Annotated in this window: 6 protein-coding genes and 1 pseudogene; 3 read left to right on the forward strand and 4 right to left on the reverse strand. The window is 68.3% G+C overall.

The features are described from left to right. On the reverse strand, positions 1-655 hold a 655-nt coding region (locus U9979_RS17800; RefSeq protein WP_322780281.1), incomplete at its 3' end, for a helical backbone metal receptor. Positions 656-798: 143 nt separating this feature from the next. After that, on the reverse strand, positions 799-1,479 hold the full coding sequence (gene npdG / locus U9979_RS17805) for an NADPH-dependent F420 reductase (protein WP_322767644.1): 681 nt from the start codon (positions 1,477-1,479) through the stop codon (positions 799-801). A 592-nt stretch (positions 1,480-2,071) separates the two neighbouring features. Here npdG and U9979_RS17810 point away from each other — a divergent pair. Beyond that, a complete protein-coding gene (locus U9979_RS17810; RefSeq protein ID WP_131747529.1) occupies positions 2,072-2,290 on the forward strand; it encodes a hypothetical protein in 219 nt (72 codons plus the stop codon). 108 nt (positions 2,291-2,398) lie between these two features. Here the strand turns inward: U9979_RS17810 and U9979_RS17815 are convergent, their stop codons facing one another. Continuing rightward, the gene (locus U9979_RS17815) at positions 2,399-3,364 is read right to left on the reverse strand and encodes a tyrosine recombinase (RefSeq protein WP_322780267.1); all 966 of its coding nucleotides are present in this window, start codon (positions 3,362-3,364) and stop codon (positions 2,399-2,401) included. 245 nt (positions 3,365-3,609) lie between these two features. Here U9979_RS17815 and U9979_RS17820 point away from each other — a divergent pair, with 245 nt between their 5' ends. Next, a complete protein-coding gene (locus U9979_RS17820) occupies positions 3,610-4,245 on the forward strand; it encodes a hypothetical protein (RefSeq protein ID WP_322780268.1) in 636 nt (211 codons plus the stop codon). 125 nt (positions 4,246-4,370) lie between these two features. Beyond that, positions 4,371-5,189, forward strand: coding sequence for a PKD domain-containing protein (locus U9979_RS17825; RefSeq protein WP_322780269.1), 819 nt, complete (start codon positions 4,371-4,373; stop codon positions 5,187-5,189). 8 nt (positions 5,190-5,197) lie between these two features. Here U9979_RS17825 and U9979_RS17830 read toward each other — a convergent pair. Then, positions 5,198-5,429 (reverse strand): annotated as a pseudogene (locus U9979_RS17830) (ADP-ribose pyrophosphatase); the annotation flags it as partial.

Raw genomic sequence — 5,429 nt, forward strand, 5'->3', positions numbered from 1 at the left:
CCTCCGGACCGTCCGTCGGGCTGAACGGATACGGCTCATCGGGCAGCACCACGAGCTCGCAGGCAGCCATGCCATCCACGCCCATGTCGCCTACGCCCATGTCGTCTGGACGTATCCGGGGATAACGCTCGGAATTCTCGGCCAACACATTGTCGACGCCGAGCCTGCGCAGGACGTCACCGGCAAAGGTGTCGCGCCCCACCGCCATCCAGGGTCGTCGCCACACCGGAATCAGAGCGGTCCGCCGCTCGCCGGTGTAAGGGACCGCCCAGGTCGCGCGCGCGGCGTCCAGCCACCGGGGCCGAGCCAGCCCACAGGCATGACGCAACATCCGATCGAGGCTCACCAGCGCGGCGTCCACCGTGGTCGGTGCGGTCACCCACACGGGTATCCCGGCCGCCCGCAATCCTTCAAGATCAACTATACGGTTCTCTTCAGCGTTGGCACAGACGACGTCCGGCGCGAGTGAGATGATCCTGGCCAGGTCCGGATTCTTCGTCCCACGTACGCGCACCACGTCGAGTCCGGCCGGGCGAACGCACCAGTCCGTGGCCCCGACCAGGAGCCCGGGCGCGGTGACCGCGATGGCCTCGGTGAGGCTCGGCACGAGCGAGACCACGCGGGCAACCTGGCCGGGCACGTCCACGACAAGCATAAGATCATCAAGTTCGGGATCATCCCGGCTGTCCGCCGTCACCGTGCGCGCCCGCTCCCGTAGATTCGGTGGAGTCCACCTTCCAGGATGGCACCTACTGGACGATCCTGCATGATCGCCGGGCTCCGACGGAGGCGAGCCGGTCAGATGTCGGTCACACGCAAGCCGGCGTGGGCTTTGTAGCGCCTGTTCACCGAGATCAGGTTCGCGGTCAGGCCCTCGACCGAGGCGGCGTTACGCAGTTTGCCGGCGTACACACCGCGCATCCCGGGAATCCTGGCGGCAAGGGCCGCAACGGTGTCGGTGGCATGGCGGTCATCACCCAGCACGAGGATGTCGGTGTCCAGCGCGTCGACCGTCTCATCGGCCAACAGCACCGCGCTGACATGATGAAAAGCGGCCACGACGGTGCTGTCCGGCAGCAGCGTCGCGGCCTGCTGGGCGGCGCTGCCCTCGGGGACCGCCAGCACGAACGCGCCGCCTTTGTCAAAACCGAGCGGGTTCACGCAGTCCACGACGATCTTACCCGCCAGTTCCGCGCGGAGGCTGACCAGCAGTTCCCCGTGGCCTTCCCAGGGCACGGCGACAATCACGATGTCACCCTGGGCGGCTGCGGCGGAGTTGTCCGCGCCGATGACGGGCAAACCTGCCGCGCTCAGCTGCGCAGCGGCATCCTGTGCCCGCTCAGCCGAGCGCGAGCCCAGCACAACCTGGTTGCCGGCGATCGCGAGACGGCGACCGAGGCCGCGACCCTGCGGGCCGGTACCGCCGAGAATGGAGACCGTCAACAGCGAGACGTCAGGAAGATCGTGAGGGGAACCCATGGCCATATCCTGCCGCACATCCCACTTTCGGGGCACTGTGATCATAAGACCGATGCTCGCCGCCGACCCACCCGATCGCCGCTCAACACCAGGCCAACACGATGCTGGCCACGGATGCCGGACACGGATGCCAGTCCTGGATGCCAGTCCTGGATGATGGACACGGCGGAATCAACCGCAAGGATAGCCGCACACCTTGATTCACTCCCAGGTACCCCCCGTATCGGAACCACCGGCGGATGCGGGACTATGCCTTCACAACATGACACCTACGAACTTTGATCCTCACGAACTTTGATCATTACGTAGGAGGTTGGCGGACCCGGGGCCGGAGTCGTCTCGGAGCTGTAGCGGTACCGGCCAGGCACCCGAACAGGCACCCGAGCAGGCACCCGAACAGGCAGAGGAGTAGCGGAAGGTGAACGACGCAAGCAGCCCCATGACCGCGACCCTTCGCGAACCGGATATAACATTGCGTGATATCCATGGCGTGCTGGGGAACCCCGGGCGCGCGTCGTTCGATGACGGGTCGTACCGTTCCATTCCACGAACAGCGGCGAGATCCACGGAGTCAGGCGGGAGAGGTCGAGCAATGGCGGACGTATCGGTTCGCTTCGCGATGACGAACGACAGCGAAGTGGTGCTCAACCTGTCGCTGCCGCAGGCACTGCGCCTGATGGAGGCGATCGCACGCAAGGTCGGTGAGACGCTCGCCGAACGCAGCACACAGAACGTGGGTGGGGTTGGCGGCGTGCCCGCGCCCGCGCCATCCAACGGCATGCCGAGCCTGGGGCCCTACACCCCGTCCTGACGTCGGTCGGTGCTCCAGGGACTACGGCCTCCGGGCGCGCGATCTGACGATCGTCGCGCGCCCTTTGGCCCGCTGGCGACCCGGGGGCCACGGCCTCCGGGCGCGCGATCAACCCCGCCGCGGCCGTTCGCTACTGAGCGCCCGCGGATGCGAGGTCGCATACACCTCACGCAGTCTGTCCACCGTGACCAAGGTGTAGATCTGGGTGGTACTGACCGAGGCGTGACCCAGCAGCTCCTGCACAACCCTGACGTCCGCTCCGCCATCGAGCAGGTGCGTCGCGAAAGAATGGCGCAGCACATGCGGTGACACGCCGTCCACCCCAGCCGTGAGCGCCGCCGCCCGCAGTGCCGTCCAGGCGCTCTGCCGCGACAGGCGAGTTCCGCGGCGGGACAGGAACACCGCCGGGGACGCCCGCCTGCTCGCCAGGACCGGGCGGGCCCGGGTCAGGTAGGCCGACAGGGCGTCTTGGGCGTACCGGCCGAGCGGGACGACCCTGGCCCGGCCGCCCTTGCCCTCAAGACGCACGGACGCCCCGTCCAGGTCGAGGTCGTCGACGTCGAGACCCACTGCTTCCGATATCCGCGCACCCGTGCCGTACAGCAGTTCCAGCAACGCGACAGCCCGCAGCCGTCGACTCCCCTCCACCGGGTCGCCGCCGGCCGGGCCGGACGCCGCAGCGAGCACTGCCACCACCTGGTCCACCGTGAGCGCTCTGGGCAGCCGGCGCGGCGGGGTCGGCGGGCGCACCGGTTGGGACACGTCGCAGGTGACCTCGCCTTCCTGGACCGCAAAACGGTGCAGCGACCGGACCGCGACGAGCATCCGTGCCACTGACGACGCCGCGAGTGGCGGGTGTCCCTGCGCACCTTCGCGCAGCGTGGCCGCGAACTCCGCCACCTCGGCCTCGTCGACGTCGTCCAACAACCGGACCTGGCGGGCGCTCAGATGTTCCAGGTACCGACGAAGATCACGCCGATAGGCGAGGACGGAGTTGCGGGCGAGCCCGCGCTCACCTTCCAGATGGTCCAGGAAGCGCTCCACCATGGCCCCGGGCACCCCCGACGTGCTCATCGGCACACCGACGGCGTCGGGAGCGGCCGTGCCGACCCGGCCAGCAGCGCCGCCATGTACAGCAGAATCGCCGGCCGTGCAACCATCCGGTATGTCTGCGCTCGCCATCGAGGTGAGTGTAGGTGCACGGCTGACAACATCCACCGATATCGCGCCGATCGCCCGCGCCCGGGTCGGACGACATGCGATTTGGCGATTTTTGCGGATCCTGTCCCCATCGATGACGATTTGAGGCTATCCTTCCAATGGTGCGGACAGAAAGCAGACAGTTACGATTCGTCTGGCTCCTGCCGACCGCCGCCCTCATCCTGATGGGTACCGGCTGTGGCGGCGGTGGGGCCGCAACCGGTGCCTCCGCTCCGCCCAAGGTGCAGGCGCTGGACTCGGCCGGGGTGCGCAGCGCATCACCATCGGGCGACCGGACCGACCTCGCGACGCTCGCCGCGACGCCCGCCGCGACGCCGTCCGCATCGGGCAGCCCTGACCTCTTGCACATGGCGCTGACCACGGTCAACGCATACTTCGAGGAGATCAACAAGGCCAGTCTGGAGGGACGCGTGGCAGACGTGAGCGCGACGGCGATGCCCGGATGTCAGACCTGTGCGCTCGACATCGGAGTCACCCAGAACTTCCACAGTCAGGGCGGACACACCGACGTCGGTCCGCTCGCCGTCAGCCCGCTGACCTTGGGCCCGAGTGGCGAGAAGGCGATCACCGCGCAGATGACCGTGGCCATCAGAGCGGTTCGGCTGCTGGACACGACCGGTAATGTGATCAAGACCTATCCAGCGCAACCACCGCGCGCCGCGACGGCCATGCTCTGGCTGACCGCCGCGGGCTGGCGCATCGAGAACGTCCTGTACTCCAGGGGACCGTCATGACGGCACATCCGGATCACCACACACGGTGTCACCCCAATCCAGGCCACCCCAATCCAGGCCACCACGTTCCAGGCGGCCGCAGGCGCGGCGGACCGGCCGGCGGTGGCGGCACTGTAAGGCGACTGATGGCGGTCGTCTGGCTGGTCGCCGCCATCGTGCTGCCGACGGCATCCGCGGCCCATGCGGAACCAGGCTCACAACCGGGCTCCCTGTGCGCGGCCGTGTGGGGCTACTGCGATACCCGCGCCACCGACAACGGCTATGCCTACACCTTCAGTGGTGGACGGCTGCACAAGGTACCCGCGACCACCGAAACCGCCAGAACAGCGGACGCCTGCGCGGACTGCCCTGGCCGCCTCGACTTCTGCAATGTCGGCCCGGAGACGACCGGCTTCGAGCAACTGCTCTGGGCCGCCTTTCCGGAGGCCGCCGCGGACACCAACGCGCTGTGCGACCCGAAGGCCATTGCCGCCGCTCCCACGCTCGCGCAGGTACAGGCGTCCCTTGTCAACTACCTGCGAGAACAGGCCCTGCCCAGACCCACGCTGGTCGTCCAGCCCAACGGGCGAAGTTTCGCCAACCTGCCCACCGTGCTCTATACGCCGGTCCCGCCGAGCTTCACGTTCAACGTCGACCAACCGGTGTTGGCCACCATCAGGGCGGTGCCGCACTACCGGTGGGACTTCGGCGACAGCACCGTCGGCCCCGATGCACCCGGCCGCCCGTTCGACCCGGCGATCTCGCCCAAGGACCACCCGGACGCCTATGTCGCGCACGCCTACGCCAAACCCGGGACCTACACCGTCACGCTCACGGTCACCTGGCAGGGGACGTTCGCTGTACCCGGTGTCGGCCAGGCGTTCCCCCTCGCCCCGGTGACGCTGACGGCGAACGCAGCCGTCGTCGTGGACGAGGCCAGCGGCGTCCTCACCGGCAACCGCTGACCCGACGGTCAACCGACGGGACGGGGACGGTCCTCCCACGGCGCATCCACCGGGCGTAGCCGGGTGAACCCGTCCAGGCGGGCGGTCGCCACCGCCAACAGACCGACAACGGCCATGGCGTTGGTGATCGAGCCGTCCATGACCCGGCCGACGGCACTGTCGAGATCCACCCGCGCGATCTGCATGTCCGCCTCCTCGTGGACGCGGACATGCTGGTCCGCCACGGGAACCGCCGCGAGC

It is taken from the genome of Protofrankia sp. Cas4 (genome assembly GCF_963555915.1).
Lineage (GTDB): Bacteria > Actinomycetota > Actinomycetes > Frankiales > Frankiaceae > Protofrankia.